Annotated in this window: 21 protein-coding genes and 1 pseudogene; 10 read left to right on the top strand and 12 right to left on the bottom strand. The window is 60.0% G+C overall.

The genetic code is table 11. The annotated features are described in order from the left end of the window. Nucleotides 1–41: 41 nt before the first annotated feature. Together HGP14_RS30235 and HGP14_RS30230 are read left to right on the top strand one after the other, a co-directional pair. Nucleotides 42–1172: an ABC transporter ATP-binding protein gene (locus HGP14_RS30235; RefSeq protein ID WP_168833544.1), complete on the top strand. Its 1131-nt coding sequence runs from the start codon at nt 42–44 to the stop codon at nt 1170–1172. Nucleotides 1173–1230: 58 nt separating this feature from the next. Further along, a pseudogene (locus HGP14_RS30230) lies at nt 1231–1356 on the top strand (ABC transporter ATP-binding protein); the annotation flags it as partial. Between the two features lie 61 nt (nt 1357–1417). On the opposite strand, the gene HGP14_RS30225 reads toward HGP14_RS30230, so the two are convergent. Further along, the gene (locus HGP14_RS30225; protein ID WP_168833543.1) at nt 1418–2050 is read right to left on the bottom strand and encodes a 5-formyltetrahydrofolate cyclo-ligase; all 633 of its coding nucleotides are present in this window, start codon (nt 2048–2050) and stop codon (nt 1418–1420) included. A gap of 629 nt (nt 2051–2679) precedes the next feature. Here HGP14_RS30225 and HGP14_RS30220 point away from each other — a divergent pair. After that, entirely contained in the window at nt 2680–2955 is a 276-nt protein-coding gene (locus HGP14_RS30220) for a hypothetical protein (RefSeq protein WP_168833542.1), read from the top strand. Nucleotides 2956–3184: 229 nt separating this feature from the next. Here HGP14_RS30220 and HGP14_RS30215 read toward each other — a convergent pair whose 3' ends face one another. The 4 genes from HGP14_RS30215 to HGP14_RS30200 all read right to left on the bottom strand — a co-directional run bounded on the left by HGP14_RS30215 (nt 3185) and on the right by HGP14_RS30200 (nt 10127). Then, the gene (locus HGP14_RS30215) at nt 3185–4324 is read right to left on the bottom strand and encodes a helix-turn-helix domain-containing protein (RefSeq protein WP_168833541.1); all 1140 of its coding nucleotides are present in this window, start codon (nt 4322–4324) and stop codon (nt 3185–3187) included. Nucleotides 4325–4653: 329 nt separating this feature from the next. Further along, on the bottom strand, nt 4654–5697 hold the full coding sequence (locus HGP14_RS30210; protein ID WP_168833540.1) for an AI-2E family transporter: 1044 nt from the start codon (nt 5695–5697) through the stop codon (nt 4654–4656). A gap of 237 nt (nt 5698–5934) precedes the next feature. After that, complete coding sequence (locus tag HGP14_RS30205) at nt 5935–9024, bottom strand: efflux RND transporter permease subunit (protein WP_168833539.1); 3090 nt, start codon at nt 9022–9024, stop codon at nt 5935–5937. Then, nucleotides 9021–10127 (bottom strand): efflux RND transporter periplasmic adaptor subunit, encoded by a 1107-nt coding sequence (locus HGP14_RS30200; protein WP_168833538.1) that lies wholly within the window; start codon nt 10125–10127, stop codon nt 9021–9023. The genes HGP14_RS30205 and HGP14_RS30200 overlap by 4 nt, the downstream gene beginning before the upstream one ends. A 481-nt stretch (nt 10128–10608) precedes the next feature. Between HGP14_RS30200 and HGP14_RS30195 the strand changes: the two genes are divergently transcribed. After that, entirely contained in the window at nt 10609–11760 is a 1152-nt protein-coding gene (locus HGP14_RS30195) for an alpha/beta hydrolase (protein ID WP_168833537.1), read from the top strand. 65 nt (nt 11761–11825) lie between these two features. Here the strand turns inward: HGP14_RS30195 and HGP14_RS30190 are convergent, their stop codons facing one another. Genes HGP14_RS30190 through HGP14_RS30160 form a run of 7 tightly spaced genes read right to left on the bottom strand, consistent with a single transcriptional unit; the run spans nt 11826 to nt 17308 of the window. Further along, entirely contained in the window at nt 11826–14924 is a 3099-nt protein-coding gene (locus tag HGP14_RS30190; RefSeq protein WP_168833536.1) for a complex I subunit 5 family protein, read from the bottom strand. Next, on the bottom strand, nt 14918–15286 hold the full coding sequence (locus tag HGP14_RS30185) for a sodium:proton antiporter (protein WP_205927411.1): 369 nt from the start codon (nt 15284–15286) through the stop codon (nt 14918–14920). Before HGP14_RS30185 ends, HGP14_RS30190 begins: the two co-directional genes overlap by 7 nt. A 24-nt stretch (nt 15287–15310) precedes the next feature. Further along, nucleotides 15311–16009, bottom strand: a complete 699-nt coding sequence (gene mbhE / locus HGP14_RS30180) for a hydrogen gas-evolving membrane-bound hydrogenase subunit E (RefSeq protein ID WP_168833535.1) — start codon at nt 16007–16009, stop codon at nt 15311–15313. After that, on the bottom strand, nt 16006–16350 hold the full coding sequence (gene mnhG, locus HGP14_RS30175; protein WP_168833534.1) for a monovalent cation/H(+) antiporter subunit G: 345 nt from the start codon (nt 16348–16350) through the stop codon (nt 16006–16008). The genes mbhE and mnhG overlap by 4 nt, the downstream gene beginning before the upstream one ends. After that, nucleotides 16343–16594, bottom strand: coding sequence for a hydrogenase subunit MbhD domain-containing protein (locus HGP14_RS30170; protein WP_168833533.1), 252 nt, complete (start codon nt 16592–16594; stop codon nt 16343–16345). The genes mnhG and HGP14_RS30170 overlap by 8 nt, the downstream gene beginning before the upstream one ends. A 5-nt stretch (nt 16595–16599) precedes the next feature. Next, nucleotides 16600–16860, bottom strand: coding sequence for a monovalent cation/H+ antiporter complex subunit F (locus tag HGP14_RS30165; protein WP_168833532.1), 261 nt, complete (start codon nt 16858–16860; stop codon nt 16600–16602). Then, entirely contained in the window at nt 16853–17308 is a 456-nt protein-coding gene (locus HGP14_RS30160) for a Na+/H+ antiporter subunit E (protein ID WP_246704675.1), read from the bottom strand. The genes HGP14_RS30165 and HGP14_RS30160 overlap by 8 nt, the downstream gene beginning before the upstream one ends. A gap of 616 nt (nt 17309–17924) precedes the next feature. On the opposite strand from HGP14_RS30160, the gene HGP14_RS30155 reads away from it, so the two are divergent. The 6 genes from HGP14_RS30155 to HGP14_RS30130 all read left to right on the top strand — a co-directional run. Beyond that, nucleotides 17925–19649 carry a hypothetical protein gene (locus HGP14_RS30155; RefSeq protein WP_168833530.1) on the top strand — a complete coding sequence of 575 codons (1725 nt, stop codon included), beginning with the start codon at nt 17925–17927 and terminating at the stop codon, nt 19647–19649. Between the two features lie 135 nt (nt 19650–19784). After that, nucleotides 19785–19961, top strand: coding sequence for a hypothetical protein (locus HGP14_RS36820; protein ID WP_409527114.1), 177 nt, complete (start codon nt 19785–19787; stop codon nt 19959–19961). 510 nt (nt 19962–20471) lie between these two features. Beyond that, entirely contained in the window at nt 20472–21779 is a 1308-nt protein-coding gene (ugpB, locus tag HGP14_RS30145; protein WP_168833528.1) for a sn-glycerol-3-phosphate ABC transporter substrate-binding protein UgpB, read from the top strand. A gap of 62 nt (nt 21780–21841) precedes the next feature. After that, nucleotides 21842–22723: a sn-glycerol-3-phosphate ABC transporter permease UgpA gene (ugpA, locus tag HGP14_RS30140; RefSeq protein WP_168833527.1), complete on the top strand. Its 882-nt coding sequence runs from the start codon at nt 21842–21844 to the stop codon at nt 22721–22723. Between the two features lie 9 nt (nt 22724–22732). Next, entirely contained in the window at nt 22733–23581 is an 849-nt protein-coding gene (gene ugpE, locus HGP14_RS30135) for a sn-glycerol-3-phosphate ABC transporter permease UgpE (protein ID WP_168833526.1), read from the top strand. After that, nucleotides 23581–23788, top strand: a 208-nt coding sequence (locus HGP14_RS30130; RefSeq protein WP_168833525.1) for an ATP-binding cassette domain-containing protein, incomplete at its 3' end; no start/stop codon positions are given. The genes ugpE and HGP14_RS30130, both read left to right, overlap by 1 nt.

Raw genomic sequence — 23788 nt, 5'->3', positions numbered from 1 at the left:
ACTACACTGCCTCTGAATTGCGACATTGAGGGAGTGGAGTCATGGCTGGTCTCAAGTTGAACGACATAAAAAAGAGCTTCGGCCATCATCAGATCCTCCACGGTGTTGATCTTGAAGTACGCGAGGGCGAGTTTGTTGTGCTCGTCGGCCCTTCCGGTTGCGGCAAGTCTACATTACTTCGCCTCATCGCTGGCCTTGAAAGCGCAAGTTCCGGACAAATCTTCATTGGCGAGGATGATGTCACGACCGCGCCCCCCGGCGATCGCGGGATCGCGATGGTGTTTCAGTCCTACGCGTTGTACCCTCACATGACGGTTGCGAAGAATCTCTCCTTCGGCCTCGAGAACCTCAAAATGAGCCGCGCCGAGATCGATCAACGCGTCTTGGAAGCTGCGCGGATGCTCGCGATCGAACTTCTTCTCGACCGACGTCCGAAACAGCTCTCGGGGGGCCAGAGGCAGCGTGTTGCGATCGGCCGCGCGATCGTCAGGAACCCGAAGCTGTTCCTGTTCGACGAGCCATTGTCAAATCTGGATGCTGCCCTTCGCGTGCAGACTCGCGGCGAGATCAGCCGCCTGCACAAGCGGCTGGGTGCGACGATGGTCTATGTGACGCATGACCAGATCGAGGCCATGACAATGGCCGACCGCATCGTCGTCCTCAATGCCGGCCGCGTCGAACAGATCGGTACCCCGCTGGAACTCTTCGAGGGGCCAGCCAACAAGTTCGTAGCGGGTTTCATCGGTTCACCCCAAATGAACTTCTTCGAGGGCACGCTGCTTCGCTCGGTGCCAGGCGGCGTTCTGGTGGAGGTATCAGGCTTTGGGATGGTAAATCTGCCGATCAAAGCGGCAAATGTGGCCCCTGGACAGGCCGTCATTCTCGGGGTGCGGCCGAGTCACTTCGAACTTGCCAAGGATGGTGTGGCAAGCGACTTTACGGTTCGTTTCAAGGTGGATTACGCCGAGAGCATTGGAACGGACACATATGTCTATGGCAAGCTCGAAGGTAGTGATATTCCGGCGATCGCCCATCTGCCGGATCATCTCGCGATCGAAGATCACTCGTCTGTCAACTTGGTCGTCCGGTCTCGGCGCGTTCACCTCTTCGATAGGAAGAGTGGCGCCAACATGGACAAGACGATTGTCAAAGACAGTGCTAAGGCGGCTTGATGGCGACGATCTCGCGGGCAGATGCCCGCAAGGATTCTCTCCCCTGATATTGCCTCGGAAGAGCTCTCTTCTCCGTGCCGTTACCGGCCAGCATCCGTTGTCGGCCGGCGGTGTCAGCTTCTACGATGTGAAACTGAACGGACTGCCGCCGTTTGCCCGCGCCAAGCAGGGCATCGGCTATGTGAAGATCGCTACGGCCGGCACGCGGTTTAACCGCTTCGAGCCTTTCTGCGGCGATAGCGTCGTCATTCACGGTGAGTGCTTGGTCGGTGCACGGCGACGTCTGTGACAATGTAGTCCATTGGAATATCGTGGTGCAGTGGATGGATCGTTTCTATTTTTTGCAGTTCAAACCCCACCCCGACAACTAGCGGGGAGGGCTGCAAGAGAGCGAGGGTCCGGTCGAAGAAACCGCCGCCATACCCGAGCCTGAATCCATCCGCGTCGAAGCCAACGACAGGAGCGATGACGATATCGGGTCGAACCTCCTTTCCCTGCGAAGGCACCGGGATATTCCACACACCACGTTCCAGCGGTTCCCCGAACCTCCAAGTCCGAAAGACGAGGGGCTGGCCCTTCCCGACAACTACTGGAAGCGAGCAGGTAGCGCCCCGCGTCGCCGCCGCGGACATCCAGCCGCGCAAGTCAGGCTCTCCCAGAAACGGCCAATACAGGCTGATGACCTTTCTCGTGACGTCGCCCAGTACATCATCAAGATTGAGAGCGATCGAACGGGACAAGTTCTCCCGGTTCACTGAAGAAAGGCACTTTCGCTCCTCGATAAGGCGCTTGCGTTCATTAAGTCGCCATGCGGCCACATCCGCAACAGGTCGATCGTCCGGCGAAAAGCCCATGTATGAGGGGTCGACCTCATGCATCAGACAAGCGGGCGAAGCAAAAGCGAGTCTGAATCTTGTTTCATCGACATGTGGCTGGTCCTTTCAAATAGCCACCGAGATTTTCCAAGGCGGCACATCCGGGCACGCTCCGGCGCTTCTAAAAGTTTAGCTGGATCGCACGGCGCCGGGCGACAATCGCGCGCTGAAGGAGGGCGCTGAAAATGAAGCCTTGCCGCTTGGTCCCATCATAGTGATCTGCACCAGGAGCGTCCTCCTCAATTATCGCGCCCATATTCTTATTTCGCGGACTGAGCCTCGGCTATCGCTGTCTGAGAGAGCTGTTCGAACGTATTTTACCGCAGTTGCCTCGGCGACCTCCCTGTCCGGGAACTTCTCGGCAAGGATAAGCTCTACATTGTCCCAGCAGGCTCGAGCGCGGTGAGACCGGAAGTCGTAGAATAGATCGAGATTTATCGCTTCCATCGGTGGCAGCCTTTTCAAGGGTAAAATCAGACACCCGCTCTCGCATCCAGTCGTTCCTTCGCGGTTCCAAGCGCGTCCCAAATCTTTGAAGGGTAATAGACGCCATTCTCTCGGTCATTCGGGCGCTTGAATTATATCGTAATACGATATATTTTCAATCAGGACACAAAAAGTGGACGATCCAAATGACAATCGATCTCGAAACACTCAGGGCAGAACTTAATGAATTTGAGCGCCGGCTCGAGACTTTCGGACGTCGTCAAAGACGTCGTGCTATTCACGCTTCCGGCCTGCCGGATAAACAATCCGAGCGTTATACGCGCCTTCGCCAGCGGCTTGATCTGCAGCATGTCGACGCGAAACTTCTGTGGTTGGAATGGGAATACGACATTTGGCTGCTAGTGGACGGTTTTCGTCGTTGGCTAGGACGAGTGGATCGCGACTTCCAACAGAAAAGCTAAAACCCGCTCCGATCCACGGCCCTCACCGTGGGCAAACGCTGCGAACGATAGAAGGGTTTCCCAGCTTCTTTCAGTCGCTACTCCTGAATTTGCATGGTATCTCGTGATTGTTGATGAGATTCTCAACCGCTAGCCGTCCGTGCGGCCGCGCGTGCCGCCGAGGCGGTGGCCATCCAGGTGCGGCCGGAGCCTGGCTAATAAAACCTGGAACGGGTAGCCATCTGCCACGCTACCCCTGCAAGCGGCGCAAAAGCACGCCCAACCGCTCTTCTGACGGGCAATCCTCAAGATCCAGTCGAATTGGGATGCCGCCTCCGCCTCGGTTCCTCACTTCGCTCGGGCTGTCGCCGAACGCTCGCTTGAACGCGCGGCTAAACTCCGCGCCGTCGCTGAAACCGCATTCCTCTGCGATCTGGAATATCAGGCGCCGATCCTTTGGATCCGCGAGCGCTGCATAGGCACTGAGCAGCCGGCGGTGCTGAATATAGTGCATCACTCCGCCAAAGGGCTCGAAGAGGTTGTAAAGCCGGGTGCGCGAGATACCGAGCTCCCGCCGTACCAGCTCAGACCCAAGTTTCGGATCGAGCAACCGGTTCCGCACCAGCTGCCGCGCCCTTTCGAGAAGCACATTGGCGATCGGACCCTCGGCCGCTTCGATATGGTCTGCCGATGGCGACACGCACGCAAGGATCATCGCGCGTGTGGCTGCCGCGAGGCCAGGCAGATCGGCCTGGGTGAGCATCGGCAAACGGTTCGCCACATCAACAAGGTAGTCGGAGAACAATCGTCCCATGCCGGTGCTCAACGTGGAGAATTCTGCCGAGCCCAGCGTGGCCGCGGTTTCCAGGGAGAGGTCCCGCGGCACAAAGAGGATGAGCATCTCGCTCCTGTCGACAACGCCGGTAAAGCAGCCACCAAGGGAATGGATCTGAACCTCACCGGGACCCGCGGTATACGCACGTCTTGCGGCATCAGTCCGGATCTGTCCGGACAGCAAGACAGTCATTGTCCAGTGATCGACCGGATCCCGCCGAACATGTCCCGGCAGGCTGGAAAATTCGAGGCTGTCAGTACTGATTTGGGCAAGGACAAGACTGCCAAGATCCCAAAGCTTCTGTCGGCCCCTGAAGTCGGTTGTCGTTGGTTCGACCTCGGTTAGTTCAAGCATGGCCGCGAAGCTATTGCGCCACGCGGCAAACTGGTCCGATCGCGCCAGCCCCTCGGTCGAAAATTCAAAGGATGGCAAATACGATGCCCTCCCCATGACCGGCATCGTGCCCGCTGCTTCGTAAGCCGAGGTCTCGAGCCTCACATCGTCGAGTTGTCTCTCAAGCAACGTGGCATGCGTCAGGACATCTTCGGTTGTCATCGCATCACCTCCAGTTGGCCGAGGGCAACACGCGATCGGCCCGCTTGTTATGCTGGGGTCGTTGAGTAAGCGATTTATTTTCCGCAGGTGTCTGAGGCGGCCTTTCTTTTGCCCGGGGCAGATATTATTCCACCGGGGACCCCTCAGCAGTCGGCTCAGTATGTTACGACGTGCCCTCTCCGGCAGTCGCTTTGCCTCCTATCCGCAATTTAACCTTTTCGACCGCTCTTCTCAACTGTCAGATGCACGAAGGTCTGGTGACCTACCTTGCAGGGGCCTCCCGTTGTCCTCGTGCCAAAATAGATCACGCGCTCGCTGCTGACGCTGCTTCACGATCCGCGGTCTGCCTCAGCCTTTGAACTGTCCGACAGCAGCGTCGCGACCCACTTTCCCGACGGTGAGCCCGCGCAATACACAATGAACGCAATAAGGATGGGTACGCCGATGAAGGCGCCCGAAATGCCCCACATGAAGCTCCAGAAAAATACCGCAAAGATAACGGCAAAGGGGGATATTGCCAGCGACGCTCCAGTTAGCCGCGGTTCCAGGTAACTGCCGATGATGAATTGGATCACGTTAAGGCTCGCGAAAATGACGACCGCCGCCTGCCACGAGTCGAATTGGGCGATGGCAAACAGCGTCGGGAGCGCGGTCGCGACGAACGGCCCGAGAAAAGGGATGTAGTTAAGCGCGAATGCGATTGCGCCCCAAGCTGCAGCAAGTTCAAGTCCCGCGCCCAGCGCAAACAGCCAAACGACCAATCCAGTGAGGATACTGGCGAACGTTCGCACGATCATGAAGCGGCGCAGTTTTGCACCAATCACCCGATTGGCCGTCAGGATGCGCATTCCGTGAGGCTGGGCTGCGGGCGCGATAAGGCGTGCATTGAAATCTTCCACCTCGAGCAGGCCGAGCATGATGAAAATGAAGACCAAGACGGCGAAACCGGCGAAGCTGTTCACCCGGAGAGCCATCCCCTGGACAAAGCGAACCAGCCAGGCAACATCGAAGCGGTCTGCCAAGGGGCCGGCGACAGCGAGGCCGTGCCCTTCCAGCCAGTTTGCCCAGTCGATATAGATCGTCTGGAAACGGTCGGCGTTGACGAAGAGCCATTGCGCAAGCTTGCCGAAGCCCCACGCGACCGCAGACCCGATGGCGACAATAGCAACCATGGTCAGGATCAGTGTGATCAGAAGTGCCAGGAGTTTCGGCAGCCAGCGCTGCAAGGTGGTCTGGCACGGCCAGACCAGCGCAATAACGAATAAGGAAAAGATAAGCGGTGCGAAGATCGATTGCGCGACATAAAGCAAAGCGAGCACAAGGATACCGGTCGTGACCGAACCGATCATGCGACTGCCGCCTACTTCTTGCATATTCGCCCCTAGAACATTGCCTCCATTTTCCAAGCTCCGCGCCATAGAATCAGAGCTTGACTCCGCCGCTGCACGAAACAGCCGGACACCATCGCCACGCCGAACAGCGGATTGAGAAACAGAACGCCAATCAGCTGACGCAGCACCGACGTCAAATCATAGCCGGGAATTTACCGATGAAATTAGCGAGGAATCCCGCGGCTTTGCATTGCGTCTCTTTCTGTCGTCCGAAATCCATCACCTCCCAGCCGTAGCCGGCTCCGGCGCGGTAACCTCTGCCTTGGCGGTCTCGGCCTCGGCGGGAATGCGGAACCACAGCACATAGAGCACCGGCAGGAAGATCAGTGTCAGCGCTGCGGCGACCACCAGACCGCCGATGACGGTAAAGGCAAGGGGCGACCAGAACGGATCGCGGATGATCGGCAGCATACCGAGGACGGTCGATCCCGCTGTCAGAAAAACCGGCCGCAGGCGCCGTGCGGTGACGTCGATAACGCTCCGCCATTCCCGGCCGTTTTCTTCGATCGCAAGGTCGATCTGATCGATCAGCACCACAGAGTTTCGGGTTATCATGCCAATCAGCGCGATCATCCCGAGAACGGCGATGAATCCCACCGGCGTATTGGTAATCAGCATGATTACCACCACGCCGATCAGCCCAAGGGGCACGACGCTGATGACGAGCAGCAGCCGCTGGACGCTCTGCAGTTGGAACATGAGCACGATCAGGATGATGACCGCCATCACCGGAAGCATCTCGACGACAGCGGCGAGCCCATCTTCGGCGCCTTCGACCGCACCGCCGACCTCGATCGGGTAGAGCGGGTTGGCCTGGCGCAACTCATCGATCTTGCTGGCCGCAGCCTCGACGGCACTGGCAGCCGTCACACCTTCGGCCGTATCCGCCTGGACAGTGATGGTGGTTGAGCTATCACGACGCCAGATGACGGGCTGTGTCGTCTGGTAGTCGATCGTGGCGATGCTGGAGAGCGGCACCGTATGATTGGGGCCGACCGGGATCTGCAACGAGCGGATCGTGCTGATATCGACGCGCTCCTCTGCCGTTGCCCTGGCAACGACATTGATGAGGTAAATCGAGTCCCGGACCTGCGTGATGGGAAGGCCCGAGGCCGTGGCAAACAGCGTCTGGGCAATCACGGAGGAATTGAGCCCTACCAGCCGGGCGCGGTCCTGGTCGACGTTGATGATGATTTTGCGGACCGGTTCATTCCAGTCGAGGTTAGGTTGAACGACGCCAGGCACCTTGCTGATCGCATCGGCCACCTGCCAAGCGGCATTGCGGACACCTGGAATATCCGGCCCACTCACGCGGTATTGGACGGGCCAGCCGACCGGCGGCCCCATTTCGAGCGGCGAGACGCGCACGATGTCGTCGGGAAGCCTTTCGTCGAGCGCCTTCTGCAGGCGTGCCTGCAGCGCGTCGCGTGCGCCGACGCTCTTGGCGATCACCACCGCCTGCGCGCGAGACGGCGCGGGAGCCTGAAGATCCATCGACAGATAGAAGCGTACCGGATCGGAGCCTATGTAGAAGCTCCAGTCGGCCACATCCTCGTCGGCGGCGAGGACCTCTTCGACTTTCGACACATCGGCAGCAGTGGCTTCCTGCGATGCGCTCTGCGGCAGGGTCAGCTGCAAGATAAGCTCCGGCCGGTCGGAAGCCGGAAAGAACTGCCGCTTCATGGCGGACGACCCGATAAGCGCTGCCACAAACATCGCTACGGTGGCAAGGACCACCACGACGCGCATCCGCATGCAGGCACGGAGGAAATTCTTGAAGCTACGGATCAACGCGCCATCCTGTTTCTCACCCGTTGCAGTTCCCGATTTGAGGACGGCAAGACCGACGATCGGGGTCAGGAGCACGGCCACCAGCCAGGACACGATAAGCGCGAAGCCGATCACCAGGAACAGCGACCGCGCATATTCGCCCGAAGAGCTGCTTGCGAAGCCCACCGGAATGAAGCCGGCAATCGTCACCAGCGTGCCTGCGAGCATCGGAAATGCGGTTGACGTATAGGCATGCGAGGCCGCCTGGATGCGATCGTAGCCCTGTTCGAGCTTCGCCATCATCGTCTCGACGGTCACCATCGTGTCATCGATCATAAGCGTCAGCGCGATGATCAGCGCGCCGAGCGAGACGCGCTGCAGGGCGATGCCGGTGATGTTCATGAACAGGAAGGTCAATGCAAGGACAAGCGGAATGGAGACGGCCACCGCAATGCCGGCGCGCACCCCGAGAGCCAGGAAACTGACACCAAGAACGATGACCACCGCCTGACCCAGCGATGTCGTGAACCCGCGAATCGCAGTCTTGACCACCGCCGGCTGGCTCGCCACATGCGTCAGGTTGATGCCGATCGGCAGGTCGTCCTCCAGCCTCTGCATCGTCGCGTCGATGTTTTGGCCGAGTTGCAGGATGTCGCCGCCCGACGCCATGGAAATGGCGATGCCGATCGCCGGCTTGCCCCTGACGCGGAAGCGTGGCTGGGGGGGATCCACCGTTCCCCGTACCACGCCGGCTATATCGCCCAGGCGCACGAAACCGGATGCTGTGGGAATGTTCAACTGTCGGATCGTGGTCTCGTCGGAAAGGCTGCCGGACACTTGCAGGATGGTCCGATCCTGCGCGGAGGTTATGAGACCCGCCGGCAAGACGGCATTCTGCGCCTGTATCGTGCCAATCACGGTCGCAAAGCTGAGGCCGAGGCTTGCCAGCCGCTCGGTAGAGAATTCGATATAGATCGTCTCATCCTGCGTGCCGAGCAGCTGAACCTTGCCGATATTGTCGAGTTTAAGCAGGCGGTTGCGCGCCTCGTAGACCCAATCGCGCACCTCGCGATCACTAAACCCGTCGGAGGTAAAAGCGTAGATAATGCCGAATGTGTCGCCGAAATCGTCGTTGAAGAACGGCCCACGCACGCCCGCGGGCAGCGTCGACACCATATCACCAACTTTCTTGCGGGCCTGATACCAGGATTCGCCCACCTGATCGGGCGGCGTCGCATCGTCGAGCGTGACGTAGATGACCGATTGCCCCGCTGTTGTCAGGCTGCGCAGGCTGTCGAGGTTTGGCACCTCCTCGAGCGTCCGCTCGAGACGGTCGGTAATCTGATCGGTCGTCTGCTCGATCGTCCCGCCCGGCCATCCGGCGGAGACGATCATCGTCTTGAAGGTGAACTCCGGGTCTTCGTCGCGCCCCAGATTGATATAGGCAAGAATGCCCGCAACGGCGCTCAGAAGCACGAGGAAGATGATAAGGCTCTGCCGCTGGATCGCCCAGCCCGATAGGTTGAAGCCCTCGTTCATTCTGCGCTTCCTTCGAGCAAGCGAACAGGCATGCCGGGACGGAGCTGCTGTACCCCGGCGACGACGACGTTGTCTCCACTTGAAAGACCCTTGGTCACGAGGAAATCCTTCGCGTCGAAGCGATGCACCTCCACCGGCACGAGCTTGGTCGTCTTGCTGGCCGCATCGACGATCCATACGGCGCTCTGGCTGCCCTGGCTGAATAACGCCGTGATCGGCAGCCGCGCCGTGGGCTCGCCGGAAAGCCGGATCGTACCGCGTACGGCACTGCCGAAACGGAATTCGTCCGGCGCCGTGTCAAGCCCGACGCGGACCGTGAAGTTGCGCGTGATCGGGTCTGCGGTCGGCGAGATCTCGCGAACCGTTCCCGTCGCCTTGATGTTGGCGTTGCTGAGGAGTTGCACGTCGACGCGCGCGTCGCCGCCGGTGGTCTGGATCGTCGCTTCGGGAACCTGGAAGACGGCATCGCGCGTCCCAAGCTGCGCAACGCGCACCACCATCTGACCACCGCCGACAACCTGTCCAACTTCGCCACCGATCGCGGTGACGACTCCGGCAGCGTTTGCCTTCAGGACGCGATTGTCGAGATTGGTCTGGGCGATCCGCAAGCTGGCTTGGGCCGCATCGACACCAGCCTGCGCCATGTTCGCCTGAGCGATGGCCGCCTCGAATGCCTGACGCGTCGATGTACGCGGGTAAAGCTGCTGCTGCCGTGCCCGCTCCGTCTCGGCGTTCCGGAACTGGGTCTGGGCCGAAAACACATTCGCTTCCGCCTTGCGCACCGCGTCCTGCGCGTCCTCGGCGTCAAGGCGGGCGAGAACGGTTCCAACCTCCACGAGGTCGCCGACCTCGACGTCGCGTTCCCGGATCTCACCGCCCTGCCGGAAACTCAAGCTGGTTTCGGTGCGTGGCCGAATCTCTCCGACAAGCGACCCGTACGTATCCTCGGGATTGAACGAAACAGCAACGGTCTTGACGGGCCTGGGCGGCCGCTCCTCGGCCTCATCCTCGCGTTGGCAGCCAACCAGGAAAAAGGCAGCCAGTACTGCGGCACACACGCCGAACGTTGCGCGGGATCTCGATGCAGCAAGGTGTCTTTTCATGTGCGATTTCCCCCCAACATGCGCCCGTCATCAATCCGTCCGTCATGGTGATCAGCGCGAGCGGTGGAAGCCATGAGCAGGAACGCGACGATGATGCTCTCTTAAGCGCCCTGATCGACCAGCGGCTGTCCCAGAACCCGAAGGCGCAGTTCTCCGCCTAGAACTATAGTGCGCTTCAAGAAGCGAAGTGATCAGCATAGAATCCCGCGACAAGGCCTGACGTCCAGATTTTCGCAGTCGATTGCGGAGTGAAGCTCTCTCCCTGCAGGATTGAAACGCCGTAGTTCTATCGTCTGTACCACGCGAAACTCGGGATGCGGTGAGTACGCCAATAACTGATCTTCCGCACCTGCCGCGAATAGCTTAGAACTGCGGGGGTACTTCGCCCGGTACGGGTGCACGGGTGAAAAGCCCGAACCGATTGTCCGCGCGCTTTGCTCTGCAGAGAACTGAAGAGCTTGCCAGGGAATTGAGCCTAGCCATGTCCTCGATGCGATTGTCCGTCATTGTGATCATGCTGCTGGCTCTCGTCGGCTGCGGCGGACCACGGGCAGTGCTCGGCCTTCCTACTGCGGCATCATCAGATGCGGACCCACGGGCGATCGTTCCGATCTACGTCGCGACCACGCGCGCGCGATCAGACAGTCTTTCACTGCCTTACTCGGCCGAACGGTCGAAAACACTGAATTTTGCGAAGCTCGACATCGGAATCCCGCAAAACCATGTCACCGGGCGCGTCGAGAAAACCGGCCGCGTCCCGGATCCGAGCAGGCATTTTTCGGCAAGAACGTTCCAACCGATCGACCAGCGGCAAGAGTTCATCAGGCAGCTGAACGCGGCCTTGGCACGGCGCGCGCCCGAGAATCGCGAGATCTTCATCTTCGTCCACGGATACAATAACAACTTCGCCGACAGCGTCTTCCGTAATGCTCAGATCACCTACGACTACGACATCAAGTCCGTCTCGCTGCACTACGCCTGGCCGTCGGGAGCGTCGGTCCCTCTCTACGTCTTCGACCGCGATAGTGCCCTGGTCGGCCGGCGGGGACTTGCGGAGACGATCGAGATCGCCGCACAGACCAACGCGAAGAGAATCGTCGTGGTCGGTCATTCGATGGGTGCTTATGTCGTCACCGAAGCCTTGCGGGATCTGGCTCTCAGAGGCCGCACCAGCACTCTGAAGCGCCTGGGTGGCGTGGTTCTCGCGGCACCGGACATCGACGTTGACGTCTTCCTGAGCCAGCTTGACGACATCGGCGATATCCCGCGACCCTTCACGATCGTCGTTTCACGCCGCGATCGCGCTCTCGGGATTTCCCGGCGATTGGCGGGGGGGCATCCGCGCGTCGGCAGCGGCTCCGAGATCGCCATCCTTCAAAAGAATGAGATCGCCGTTATCGATGTTTCGGACATCGATGGCGGGCGCCACAGCGTCTTTGCCAGTTCGCAGACGCTGATGGATGTCGTGAACAACGATGCCTTGATGCGCAGCGTGCTCAGAGAAGATGAAGCCCCATTGGGACAGACCATGCTCGCCGACGGTGCATCCGTTATCGAGGGAGCGGCAAGGCTGGTGATCTTTCTTCCAAGCCGTATTCTGGAGGGGATGGCGCAAGCCGTCGCCAGCCAATAACCGGACCTCGCGCAACTGGTCCGACGCAGTCTTCACTCTACGGCAGCGATGCCTCGCCTCCACCCTCAGCCTGCGGCGAGTCCCAATGTGCCGAGCAGATACAATGCAAACACATAATAGAGCACGTAGAGCGCATAGGTCTGGCCGTTGCCGGTGTAGATTCTGCGTACGAGTCCCGCCGCGCCGAGGGTTAGATCGCAGACGCCGTCCCAGACGAAATTCGCAACTGGTGTGACGAGCGGCGCAAAGACAGATCGATAGAAGCTGTAGAAATGCGCGGTGCTCCCCGGAAGGGAGCGGCCCCGGCCGGTTCTGTAGACCAGCAGGAACAGGCCGAGCAGAACGCCGGCGGACGCTACGCTGAAGGCCATGACGGGAACGGGGTTCCAGTAGCCATAGATGGTTTCGAGCGACATGCCCTGCCAAACCAGCGTCGAGGCGAAATAGGGGTCGATCGCGGCGGAAACGGGATCCATCACCAGCTTCGGGAAGAAGGACAGCACAAGAATTGCCAGGACCAGGACGAACTGCGGGACGAGCAAGGGCAGGGGGGCCTCGCTCACCGCTTCGTCGGACGGCTTTCGCGGCCCCAGGAAAATAGAATAGCCCAGGCGAAACATGTAGAGGAAGCCGATGAACGTCGCCAGCACGCCGACGACAGCAAGGCCGTACCAACCCCTGTCCGTCATCGCACTCAACAGCAACCACTTGCCGCCGAAGCCCGCGAGTGGCGGCAGGCCGGACATCGAGATCAGGGCAATGACAACGGCCGCAAAGGTAAGCGGCATCCTTCCGGCAAGGCCGCCAGTCTCATCGAACAACCTGGTGCCGGTTCGCAGGATGACGCCGGCTACGGCGAGAAACAGGATACCCTTTACCAACAGATGATTGGCGACGAGATAGAACGCCGTCACCCAGCCGAGATGGCTCATCAGTGCGATCGCCGTGATGATGTAGCCGATCTGGCTCATGCTGGAATAGCCGAGCATGCGCTTGATGTCGCTCTGCTGAAACGCCATCACGGCACCGGCGATCGTCGTCAGAAGGCCGATCCAGCCCATCACATGCGCCATCTCGAGCCCGACTTCGGAGCGAATGGCGAGATAGGTGACCATGAATAACCCGAAGACCGCGACCTTGCTGATGACGGCGGAGAGCATCGCCGACAGATCATCGTCGGCCTCGGCATAGGCACCCGGTAGCCAGACATGAACACCGACGGCGCCGGTCTTGATCAGAAAGCCGATCGCCAGGAACATTAAGGCCGGAGCTGCATCGGGGCCGGCTGTGGCAAATGCCGAAAGCGCAGTTGTGCCGTTGGCGCTGGTGGCAATGCCGAAGCCTGCAAGCATGCAGAAGGCCGACACCAGCGAAAACAGCAGGAACTGCAGCACATAGGGATGGGCGCCGGGCCGCTGCGCTATCAGAAAGTAGGAAGAAAGGGTGATGATCTCCCAGTGGAAGAAGAACTCCAGGCTGGTGGCGGCGCGTAGCAGACTGTCGATCGACAGCAGCAGGATCGCCATCATCGGGTAGAAGCCGCGGCGAGGATCGGAGCGATAGAAGCTGGCGAATGCAACGACCAGCCCGCCGGAAAGCAGGAGCACGGCAAACAGCCGGCGCAAACCTTCGATATCGTGAATGATCCAAAGACCGGCAACCAGCACCGCCCCCAGCATCAGCACGCACTTGATCCGCCCAGGCAGCCAATCGAGAACGTAGAGACCCGCGCCAACGACAAGCGGCGCGACCAGCAGCAGCGATGCCGCGCCAGCCAGGCTCGCCGCGGCATAGCCGCTCGCAAACAGCAGAGCGGCGCAGGCAACCACAGGCACCAGCCTACCCGGCGCCGCCGGGCTGATCGTCGTTTCATCGGGCAGCGGGCGCGTTGCATGCTTGAACCAGCTGAACATATAGGCTGCCTCAAGCAGCGACCCGACCAGGATGACAGCAATCCAGATGTATCGTCCACCCGCCGCAGCCTGCATCACCAGTTCCCATTTCGCCCAGAAGCCGGGAAAAGGCGGCAGGCCGGCAATCGCGACCAGGAACGTCGCAAGGATGGAAAGCACGAAGGGATTGCCCGCGACATCGGACCAGCCGTCGATCTCGCGGCGCTCGACGATCCCGGCGAGCCAGAACAGACCGGCCTTTGCAACGAGATGGTTGATGAACAGCCCACCGACGACCAGCGGCAGCGCCTGCTCGGCGTCAAGCTGGTGCAGCAGCGCAAGCGCGAGCATGAGAAGCCCCATCTGCGCGATCGAGGAATAGCCGAGCATCCGCTGCACGTTGGTCTGCCTCAAGCCGACAAGATTGGAGAAGAGGAAGGTTGTCCCGCCCGAGATGGCAAGGATGCTGAGATGATCTTCAAAAAGCGGCAGCAGCTTGAAGAGCGCGAAGAATACGCCGGCCGAAACCCCGACGGAGACAAGCGCCGCAATCCCGCTGTTGGCGGTCTCGTAGACGTCGAGCCCCCAGCCGTTTGCCGGAAAGGGTTTCAGCTCGAGCACAAGGCAGGAGAGAACAAACAGCAATGCCGTCACGCCGACCGGGCCTGTAATCAGCGCGCGATTTGTGATCATATCGTCGATATTGAGCGTGCCGGTCACCTGATAGAGCAGGCCCGCGCCAAGCAGGAAGAAAGACGATGCAAGTACTGTGGCCATGATGTATTTGAAGCTCGCCGCAAGCGCGGCCGGCGCCCGCTCAAACCCGAGAAGCCCATAGGTGCCGATCGAGACGATCTCCAGGAAAACGAACTGGTTGAACAGATCGCGGGTCATGACCATGCCGTTGATGCCCATGATCAGGATCAGGTACAGCAACAGGGCCGGATAGCTCGGGCGCAGCCGCTCCCAAAGATGCCAGGCACCGAGCACCGCGACGACATTGACGCAGACGGCGAAAAAGCCCTCCCAGCGGCCGAAACGCATGTTGATCGAAAACGGCGGCACGCTGCCCGCGGTCAGCACCTCAATGGTCGATCCGCCATGATGGACTCGCCAGAGGCAGACGCCTGAAATGACGGTCATTCCCACAAGGGCGATGATAAATCCCGCCGCTGGCAGCGGCTTGGCGATTTTAGACAGCAAGGGAATGAGGAAGCCGCCACCGAGGCCAAGCAGAAAAATGTTCAGCGGCTGAAGAAGGCTGTCTACCATCTCGACTCCGTCAGCGCGTCGATCGAAAGGGTTTTTCGCACAGCGTGGAGCCGGATCGCGAAGGACAGCATGATCGCCGTCACCGAAAAGCCGATGACGATGGCGGTGACGACCAGGGCCGCGGGAATTGGATCGACCGCACGCGCGGCCGCCTCCGTGATATCGAGCGCCTCATCGATGATCGGCGCGGTGCCCCCGGTGACGTAGCCGGTCGCCACCAGAACAATGTGCATGCCGGTATCGATCAGCGAAAAGCCGATGATGATGCGCAGGATGTTGCGATGCCTCAGCATGCCCCAGAAGCCGATGAGCACGAGGAGAAATCCTGTCGTGAGAAGTATTTGTGAGATCGGCAGTCCCATGGTGATCCCTTGCCTCCGCGCGGCTCAGCTGCGGAAGCGGTCGATGACGACACTCAATTCCGCGCCGACCTTGATGCCGAGCAGGGTCGATATCAGTGGGATGGCCCCGGCGCTGAAGAGTGTCCCGAAGTTGCCGCGCGGCAGAATATGACTGTCGAGAAAGCCACCGGCGAAGACCATGCCCAGGATGCCGATGGAGACATAGAAAACGCCGGCAAGCGTTTCCGTGATGGTTAGAAAACCGTGGTGAATCGGCCCGGTGGGATAGGCGAGCATCATAAGCATCACACCCGAGGCGACGACCGCGCCCCCCTGGAAGCCTCCGCCAGCCGAAAGGTGGCCATTGATGATCACATAGATGCCAAAAAGGAAGATGAGTGGAAGCACCACCTCCGCGCCGTTCCGCACCAACTCGCTCGGCCGCTGCTCTTTGCCGCGGACAACGGGACGGGAAAGCGGCTTCTCATCCGCTTCACTCGCCAGGAGCAGGCCGACACTTGCCGCCACCATGAACAGCACCGTGACCTCTCCCAGCGTATCGAAGCCGCGAAATGAGATCAGAATTCCGGTCACGACATTGGAGGCCCCGAGATCAGCCGGAACTTCAGTCAGATAATGTATTGCCAAGGCGGAGAGCGTCTGACGCTCGCCATATCCGCTGACAAGTTCAGCAAAGATGACGCCGAATGCCAGCACGGCGAGGAAGCTGAACGCGCGCCTCATCTAAAGCCCTCTTCAGCAGCGTCGTCCTTCTCCTCCCGCAGAGCGTCAACGATGGTCGTCGCCGCCATCGGTGTGCGGATTGCATGCGCGGCCCGCGACAACGCATGTGAGGACAGCGGATTGGTCATCAGAACGAAATACGCGACGATGAGCAATTTGAGGGACCAGTCCGGATGATAGATACCGAGGCCGGCAAGAACCAGAATGTTGCCCAGGGTCGAGGCCTTGGTCCCCGCCTGTATGCGGGTGAAGACGTCAGGCATGCGCAAGAGGCCGAGGCCTGCGGAAAACAGGAAGAAGGCGCCGACAAGAATGACGAGACTGCCGATCAGCTCACTCATCGACAGGTCCTCCGCCTCTGGTCTTGCGGATCGCGTAAAGGAAGATCAGCGTCGCCAGCCCTGATCCGATCGCAGCCTCGGCCATGGCGACATCGGGCGCCGCCAAGAGCACGTAAGACGCCGCCGCAAACAGGCTTGCCAGCCCGGCGCTGACCATCGCCGCCATGAGGTTATCGAGCATCACTGCAAGGACGCCACTCACCAGAATGCTGCCGCACATCAATAGGATCAGCAATTCCAGCATGACGGTTACGGCCCCTTTTCCAGAAAGCGGGCGATGGCGAGGACCGCCAGAAAGCTCAGCAACCCATAGACAAGGGCGACGTCGAGATAGACGAAGCGTCCTGAAATATGAGCGTAAAGAGCAATCAGCGAGATCGTCACCACCGTCAGCATATCGATGGCCACCGCCCGATCGATCGCCATCCGGCCGATCACCAGCCGCAACACGCCGAAGACGATGCCGAAGAAGATCAGGACGACGGCGATCTGCAGAATGATCTCAGCCAAAGACCGCCTCCAAGTGCTTTTCGAATGGGCCGATGATCACCCGCGTCGCCTCCTCCGGATCGGTGGTCCCGACATCAAGCCAATGAACGAAGAGGGTATCGCCCCTGAGGTCCATGACCAGCGAGCCGGGCGTCAGCGCGATCGAATTCGCCAAAGCCAGCCGCCCAATCGGCGATTTGAGCGGCATCCTGACCTTGACGATGCCGGGGCGAATATCGATGCGCGGCGCATAGACGTAGCGCAGCATGTTGATGTTCGCCTTCACCAGCTCGACCAGGAAGACGCCGGTATAGGCGAGGAAATGGAAGACCTTGCGCGGAGTCAGCCTGATCCGCCAGACATCGCCGCGGCGCACGAATATCGCGGCCACCGCTAGTGAGGCCAGCGCGCCGGTTGCGAGGATTGGCGGCTCCACCGACGAATTGACTATCAGCCAGACAACAAACAAAAATCCCCAGAGAAGAATTAGGCTCTGCGGCAATCCCGCTACGCGTCGTTGCGTTGTTCCATGGTGATCTGGCATCGCCCAGGCTTTCGGCAGGTGATGAAGGAATGATAGCGCGCACTCAAGGCAGGCAAACCTGACTCGTGCCCCGACTGACCTCATTCCGATGCGGCGCAAGAGCCGGTCCGGATGGGCACTGATACATGTAGCGATATCTTAGCATCGCATGCGTCGGGCTGTGATCGGCATCGAATCCAGAAACTTTGCTGCCGGTCCGACATGTCGTGGCATCTTCGCGCTTTTCGACGCCAAAAGCCCTTGCGACAGGCGACAGCTATTGACCCGTCTTGAAAACGGCAAAATCAATCACTCACAATACTGACCATCGAACGGGACATTCGCCGCGTGATCGAATTGTCCTACCGTCGAAGCGGGCACCGTTGGAAAGCATGCTCGCGGCATCGGCTGTTTGGATTGCCTGCCTGAGCGCGATCGCAGGGAAAAATAGTATGAGCAGACCCGCCTCTATCGCCTCCCAACCGGAACGGGGGTCTGGGAAGACCTCAAGGCCAACCGGTCGGCGAAAGTCTGCAACCGGGGCCAACCGGATGCCGGGCTTATGAACGAGAAAGCACCGGCCACCGGATCTGCCGTTCCCGTCGCCTCCAGCCTTGCCGGTTTCCATCCTCTCAGCGCCGCCGAGGCCAAGGTTGTTGCGCATCTGCAGTTGGGCGATTTCGACAGGTTAGGTGACGGCTTGCGTCCGGAGCAGGAAGACCCCGAACGAACCGTGCGCGCCGAGCTTCTGCGCCTTCTCATTCTTGGCAACGACAGCTACCGCTCCCATGAGAAGGGGGTGAGGCTGAGCGGAGCCTGGATAACCGGTATTCTCGACCTCGAGGGGTGCCGGGTTCCGCGCGATATCGGGCTCAAGGACTGCCATTTCGAAGCCTCACCGGTGCTGCGCTCCGCCATCATCGACAATTTGTTCCTGGACGGCTCGGCTTTGCCCGGATTGCAGGCCGAACGGCTCGAAGCGCGTGGTTGCCTCTCATTGCGCAGCGCAATGGTAAGCGGCGAAGTCCGGCTTCCGGGCGCGCGCCTAGGCGGCAGCCTCGAGGCGGATGGCGTGTCGATCGCCTCACCTGGCGGCCTCGCGCTTGATGCCAATGGATTGGAAACCCGAGGCGGCATTCTATTGCGCGGCGCAGATGTGCGCGGCGGCATCGATCTTTCAGCGGTTCGCCTTAGTCGCGACGTCAATGCAGTCGGCGCGCGCATCGAGCGCCCGGGCGAAGTTGCCTTGAACGGCGACGGGATCGTGGCAGGAGGCGACCTTGCCTTGCGCGGGGCGACCATTGTCGGAGAGGTCCGCGTGCTGGGCGCCCGCTTCGGCGGGGACGTCGATTGCACTTCGGCATCGCTCTCGCAGCCCGGCGGCTATGCACTGAGGCTCAACCGCACCACGATCGATGGTGCCTTCTTCCTGCGGCAGAACGCGTCGGTTATCGGTACGCTCGATCTCACGGCCACAACGATGGGGGCGATCGACGATGACCAGGCAAGCTGGCCGCAAATCGGCGATCTGTTGCTGAACCGTTGCCAATATGGTGCCTTCATCGGTGGGCCGGTCGATGCGGAAAGCCGGCTCGACTGGTTGTCCCGCCAAACGCCGGACCGCTGGAAAGCGGATTTCTGGCCGCAGCCTTATGAACATCTTTCAACGGTGCTGCGGCAGATGGGCCATGATGAGGATGCCCGCGCGGTCCTGATTACCAAGGAACGGTTGCAGCGGCGGGCACGGCGCGCTCGGGCAAAAAGTCCGCTGCTTCGCGTCGCCCTTGCGACCATGGACGGCGTTCTCGCAATAACCCTTCGCTACGGGCGCCAGCCCCTTCTGGCGCTGGTCTGGCTCATGCTGTTCTGGGCAATGGGCACGGTCGTATTCGCCATAGCCTATCGGAGTGGAGCGATGAAACCGAACAGTCCTGTGGTCCTGCGTTCACCTGAATGGACGATGTGCGATCTTGAACGGACCGAAAGCCGCTTCATGCCGTCGAGCGGACAGGTCCTGACCGGACGCGCGGACGCCGGAGAGAACCAACTTTCCTGCTTTCGCAATCAGCCGGAAGCAGCCAGCTATCCGGAGTTCAACGCGCTGATGTATTCGCTGGACGTTCTCCTGCCGGTGGCATCCATCGGACAAAGGGAATATTGGCGACCGGACTCGATCAAGCCTAACGGAACATTCACCTTGAATTACTATTTCCTCCAATCCGTCATCGGCTGGGCCTTGAGCCTGCTGGCGGTCGCCGGGTTCTCGGGGCTCGTCAAATCGAAATAGCCCAGCGGCTTGAGCGTCGGCCGTCCCCTCAGAAGCGCCAGATCAGCGGCACGATGAACACGGCAATGACAAAAAACCAGATCAGCACTGACGTGGATCCATGCAGCCATTCGGCTAGGAGAGGTTCCAGGTACTGTGATTGCACCAACCAAGCGCTGCGGCTTCACGATAATTGCTCAAGAAGGCTTGGAGAACGATCCGGAGATCCTTCGGAATGTCATGAAATTCGGCAATCGGAACATGGGCGTCTACTGCGCTCCGAAGCGGAACGGCATGCTCCGGATCGGTGACGCAGTTTTCATAGACATCTGAGCCGGGCCAAGACGGACCAACGCAGGTTGCGATCGCAGGTTTCGCGAGATTGGCTACGATATCTCGCGACTGTGCTCCTGCAATTTGACTTTCGATGACGAGGTCGCTCAGCCGCTTGGAGCAGCACGGCAGGACGAAAGCCGGCATCGATTTCTCGCTGGCGAGTTCCCCCCTTGCATGCCAACCGCAATAACGAAGGCGGATCATGTGGATCTGAGTTTTCTAACCTGAAAATAATAGTTGTGCTCTTATCGAAATACTGGAAGATCACCGATATTCATATCGCAACTCACCGTGAGAGCCAGCGCTCACGAGGCGCTCTAGAACCGCCGCCCTTGGCGGGCCGCTAGACGGATCGTGAAAGCGTCCTAGTTCTTTCGGATGCACAGCTTTGCATCGGGAGCTTTTCGCTTTCGGCAGAAAAGGGCAGACAGGATTTCCGAGACGATCGAGGAGGGTCGCGCGGGAGGCTTGTCAATCTTTGGCAACGGACAAACACAGGGAGGAACCATGTCCAAACGTTTACTTTTCGCTTCCGTCGCAGCCATCACGCTTTCGGCCGGCACACCGCATGCCTTCGCGGCTACCGAACTACAGTGGTGGCACGCCATGGCCGGCGCCAACAACGAGGTCGTCGAGCAGCTTTCCAAGGAATTCAACGAGAGCCAGAGCGAATACAAGATCGTGCCCGTTTTCAAGGGCACCTATCCGGAAGCGCTCAATGCCGGCATCGCGGCATTCCGATCCAAGCAGCCGCCGGCGATCCTGCAGGTCTTTGACGCTGGCAGCGGCCTGATGATGGCCGCCGAGGGCGCCGTCATGCCGGCGGCCGAGATCCTGAAGAAAGGCGGCTACACATTCGATAAGTCGCAATATTTGCCGGGCATCGTCGCTTATTATTCGAAGCCGGACGGCACGATGCTGTCCTTCCCCTACAACTCTTCTTCTCCAATCCTCTTCTACAACAAGGATATCTTCACGAAGGCAGGGCTCGATGCCGAGGCCCCGCCGAAGACCTGGCCCGAAGTCTTCGAGGCGGCGAAGAAGATCAAGTCGAGCGGTGCGGCCCCTTGCGGGTTTACCTCGACCTGGCTGACCTGGATTCAGACCGAGAACTTCGCCGCCTGGAACAATGTCGCCTACGGGGCCAACGAGAACGGCCTTGGCGGTACTGACGTAAAGCTTGAGTTCAACTCGCCGCTTTTCGTCCAGCACTTCCAGGCAATCGCCGATCTCGCAAAGGACGGCACTTTCCGCTATGGTGGCAGGACCTCGGAAGCCAAGCAACTCTTCACCTCGGGCGAATGCGGGATCATGACCGAATCTTCCGGCGGGCTTGGCGACATCATCAAGTCGAAGATGAACTACGGTATCGGCCAGCTTCCCTATTACGAGGGCGAAGGCCGGCCGCAGAACACGATTCCGGGCGGCGCAAGCCTTTGGGTGTTCGCCGGAAAGTCGGATGCCGAATATAAGGGCATCGCCGAATTCTTCCACTTCCTCTCGCAGACCAAGATCCAGGCGCGCCTGCATCAGGTTTCCGGCTACATGCCGGTAACGATGGCAGCCTACGAGGAGACGAAGAAGTCGGGCTTCTACGACAAGAACCCCGGCCGCGAAACGCCGATCCTGCAGATGATGGGCAAGGCTCCGACGGAAAATTCCAAGGGCGTTCGCCTGATCAACCTGCCACAGGTGCGTGACATCATGAACGAAGAGTTCGAAGCCATGCTTGCCGGCAAGCAGGACGCCAAGACGGCGCTCGATAAGGCAGTCGAACGCGGCAACGCGGCGATCCAGCAGGCGCTCGGCAACTAAAATCTCCTGTCGCCCGCGGCCTCTTGGTCGCGGGCGTTCCGTCCGCTTTACAGGAGGCCGCATTGCAGCGTGTCGTCTTTCCCAACAAGATCCTTCCGTATTTCCTGGTGGCGCCGCAGATCGCGCTTACCGTCATCTTTTTCTTCTGGCCTGCGAGCCAGGCGCTTTATCAATCGACACAGCGCGAGGACCCCTTCGGGCTGAAGAGCAGCTTCGCGGGGCTCTTCAATTTCAGGTCGGTGCTTGGCGACGAAAACTATCTTCACTCCTTGCAGGTAACGATCATCTTCAGCGTAGCGACCGCCCTGCTGGCGATGGTCATGGCGCTCGCGCTCGCGACCGCGGCCGACAAGGTCGTGCGTGGACAGGGTTTCTATCGTACCCTGCTAATCTGGCCCTATGCCGTCGCGCCCGCCGTGGCCGGCATGCTGTGGCTCTTCATGTTCAATCCGGCCATGGGCACCTTCGCCTATCTCCTGCGGCGCAACGGATTCCTTTGGGACCCGCTGCTCAACGGCAACCAGGCTATGGCGCTGGTGATAGTCGCGGCTGCCTGGAAGCAGATAAGCTACAATTTTCTCTTCTTCGTCGCCGGGCTGCAGGCAATCCCGAAATCCCTGATCGAAGCGGCGGCCATCGACGGCGCGCGCGGCAACCGGCGCTTCTGGACCATCGTCTTTCCGCTGCTGGCGCCGACGACCTTCTTCCTGCTTGTCGTCAATACCGTTTATGCCTTCTTCGATACCTTCGGCATCATCCATTCCGTGACCGGCGGTGGCCCCGCCAGGGCGACCGAGACATTGGTCTACAAGGTTTACAACGACGGCTTCGTGAACCTCAACCTCGGCTCCTCGGCGGCACAGTCGGTTATCTTGATGGTGATCGTCATCGCGCTCACCGCCTTCCAGTTCCGCTTCGTGGAACGCCGGGTCCACTACGCGTGAGGTCGGTCGATGATTGAAAAGCGCCCCCTCGCCACCCTTTTCGGCCACTTGATGCTGATCCTCGGGATCATTATTGTCGCCTTCCCGATCTATTACACCTTCGTTGCCTCCACGATGACCTCGGCGGAGATCCTGCGCCCGCCGATCACGCTGCTGCCGGGCGGGCATTTCGCGGAGAATTACACTGAGGCACTGTCCGGCGGCGTCGAGCGCGTCGTCGGCGTCAGCCTCGAACGGATGCTGTGGAACACGTTCGTGGTCTCGCTGGCAATTGCGGTCGGCAAGATCGCGATCTCGTTCCTCTCGGCCTTCGCGATCGTCTTCTTCCGCTTTCCCTTCCGGATGGGCTTCTTCTGGATGATCTTCATCACCCTGATGCTGCCGGTCGAGGTGCGCATCCTGCCGACCTACAAGGTGATCGTCGATCTCGGCATGATCGATACCTATGCCGGGCTGACGTTGCCGCTCATGGCCTCGGCGACGGCAACCTTCCTCTTCCGTCAGTTCTTCCTGACGATCCCCGGAGAGCTGGTGGAAGCCGCGCGCATCGACAATGCCGGTCCGTTCCGCTTCATGCGCGATATCCTGCTGCCGCTGTCGCGCACGAACATCGCAGCCCTCTTCGTCATCCTCTTCATTTACGGGTGGACGCAATATCTCTGGCCGCTCCTCGTCACGAATGACGCGCAGATGACGACGATCATCATTGGACTGCGCAAGATGGTGGATTTTGCCGACGCGGCGACGCCGTGGAATTTCGTAATGGTGACGGCGATCGTCGCAATCATCCCGCCGATCGTCATCGTCGTGCTCATGCAGCGCTGGTTTGTCAAAGGTCTTGTGGAGACGGAGAAGTAATGGCCGGTATCAAGCTCAAGGACGTCCGCAAGACTTATGGCGGCGGCACGGAAATCATCAAGGGCATCTCGCTCGACATAGGCGATGGCGAACTTGTCGTTCTTGTCGGCCCGTCAGGCTGTGGGAAGTCCACGCTGCTTCGCATGATCGCAGGGTTGGAAGGCATCACCTCGGGGGACATCATGATCGGCGAGCGCACGGTCAACC

The organism is Rhizobium sp. P32RR-XVIII (assembly GCF_012641395.1).
Lineage (GTDB): Bacteria > Pseudomonadota > Alphaproteobacteria > Rhizobiales > Rhizobiaceae > Rhizobium.
Note: the sequence above shows the minus strand (reverse complement) of the source record. Positions and strands in the feature narration are given on the sequence as shown.

What these genes read in the sequence shown, in the direction of transcription:
- HGP14_RS30235 (WP_168833544.1), top strand. Translation starts at nt 42, where the DNA reads ATGGCTGGTCTCAAGTTGAACGACATAAAAAAGAGCTTCGGCCATCAT.
- HGP14_RS30225 (WP_168833543.1), bottom strand. Translation starts at nt 2,050, where the DNA reads ATGCATGAGGTCGACCCCTCATACATGGGCTTTTCGCCGGACGATCGA.
- HGP14_RS30220 (WP_168833542.1), top strand. Translation starts at nt 2,680, where the DNA reads ATGACAATCGATCTCGAAACACTCAGGGCAGAACTTAATGAATTTGAG.
- HGP14_RS30215 (WP_168833541.1), bottom strand. Translation starts at nt 4,324, where the DNA reads ATGACAACCGAAGATGTCCTGACGCATGCCACGTTGCTTGAGAGACAA.
- HGP14_RS30210 (WP_168833540.1), bottom strand. Translation starts at nt 5,697, where the DNA reads ATGCAAGAAGTAGGCGGCAGTCGCATGATCGGTTCGGTCACGACCGGT.
- HGP14_RS30205 (WP_168833539.1), bottom strand. Translation starts at nt 9,024, where the DNA reads ATGAACGAGGGCTTCAACCTATCGGGCTGGGCGATCCAGCGGCAGAGC.
- HGP14_RS30200 (WP_168833538.1), bottom strand. Translation starts at nt 10,127, where the DNA reads ATGAAAAGACACCTTGCTGCATCGAGATCCCGCGCAACGTTCGGCGTG.
- HGP14_RS30195 (WP_168833537.1), top strand. Translation starts at nt 10,609, where the DNA reads ATGTCCTCGATGCGATTGTCCGTCATTGTGATCATGCTGCTGGCTCTC.
- HGP14_RS30190 (WP_168833536.1), bottom strand. Translation starts at nt 14,924, where the DNA reads ATGGTAGACAGCCTTCTTCAGCCGCTGAACATTTTTCTGCTTGGCCTC.
- HGP14_RS30185 (WP_205927411.1), bottom strand. Translation starts at nt 15,286, where the DNA reads ATGGGACTGCCGATCTCACAAATACTTCTCACGACAGGATTTCTCCTC.
- mbhE (WP_168833535.1), bottom strand. Translation starts at nt 16,009, where the DNA reads ATGAGGCGCGCGTTCAGCTTCCTCGCCGTGCTGGCATTCGGCGTCATC.
- mnhG (WP_168833534.1), bottom strand. Translation starts at nt 16,350, where the DNA reads ATGAGTGAGCTGATCGGCAGTCTCGTCATTCTTGTCGGCGCCTTCTTC.
- HGP14_RS30170 (WP_168833533.1), bottom strand. Translation starts at nt 16,594, where the DNA reads ATGCTGGAATTGCTGATCCTATTGATGTGCGGCAGCATTCTGGTGAGT.
- HGP14_RS30155 (WP_168833530.1), top strand. Translation starts at nt 17,925, where the DNA reads ATGAACGAGAAAGCACCGGCCACCGGATCTGCCGTTCCCGTCGCCTCC.
- ugpB (WP_168833528.1), top strand. Translation starts at nt 20,472, where the DNA reads ATGTCCAAACGTTTACTTTTCGCTTCCGTCGCAGCCATCACGCTTTCG.
- ugpE (WP_168833526.1), top strand. Translation starts at nt 22,733, where the DNA reads ATGATTGAAAAGCGCCCCCTCGCCACCCTTTTCGGCCACTTGATGCTG.